This window comes from Paraburkholderia piptadeniae, assembly GCF_900007165.1.
Taxonomy (GTDB): domain Bacteria; phylum Pseudomonadota; class Gammaproteobacteria; order Burkholderiales; family Burkholderiaceae; genus Paraburkholderia; species Paraburkholderia piptadeniae.
On sequence record NZ_CYGY02000241.1, the window covers coordinates 1 to 831 of the forward strand.

Annotated in this window: 1 protein-coding gene; it reads right to left on the reverse strand. The window is 59.2% G+C overall.

Annotated elements, in window-relative coordinates; all coding sequences use genetic code 11:
- Positions 1 to 332 precede the first annotated feature (332 nt).
- A partial coding sequence (locus tag BN2476_RS50140; protein ID WP_175607949.1) for a LysE family translocator occupies positions 333 to 831 on the reverse strand: 499 nt, incomplete at its 5' end.

Here is an 831-nt window from a genome sequence, read left to right on the forward strand (position 1 = left end):
ATCATTTGCCGCTCTTGGAGTATCACAAGGAGTGAGCATGCAGCATCGAGTGTGCCGGCACGGCGACCTCAGTCAAGTATGTCGGGCGCCGGTCGGCCACAAGGCGCCGTTCGCCAGACCACAACGTGCGACTGAAACTCGACGCGTTTCGGTCATTCCCGGCGCTTCGTGACGGCTCTACGATCACCACTTATCGGAGCATCTGGCGAACGTAGTGATGGTACTGACGGCGCCACCGCGTTTCGCTTGTCGGCGTGCGACTGCGGCGATGGTCACCGCGTAGCGAAGGGCGAGCCTTATAACGAGCACAGCACGTCCGGAGACTTTTCCCGTCAGCGCGAAGTCGACGCGGCCAGCTTTATACCAAAGGCGACGAACACACCGCCCGTCAACCTGTCCAGCGTTTTGACGGCTGCGGGGCGTCGCAGGAATCGCCCCAGGGGGACCGTGGCGGAAATCAAGATGGCGAACCATACAAGCGTCAGCGCGACATGCAGGCAAGCCAGCCAAAAGCAGTAGCTCGCGGCATTCGCGCCTGCCGGTACAAACTGCGGAAGGAAGGTGACGTAGAAGACGCCGACTTTCGGATTCAGCAGGTTGCTCAGAAATCCTCGCCAGAACATCGCCCCACCTTCGATAGCTTGCGGGGCAACCTCGGTATTCAGTGCAGCGCGCGGCTTCAGCAAAAGCTTTACACCCAACCAAAGAAGATAGCCGGCTCCAGCGATTTTCACGACGGTGTAGCCCAATTCGGACGCCCGCAGCAAGGCACCGAGCCCACGAGACTCCTGAGCATCTCGTATGCCGTCTTCTGCTTGAAAAAAAAAACAA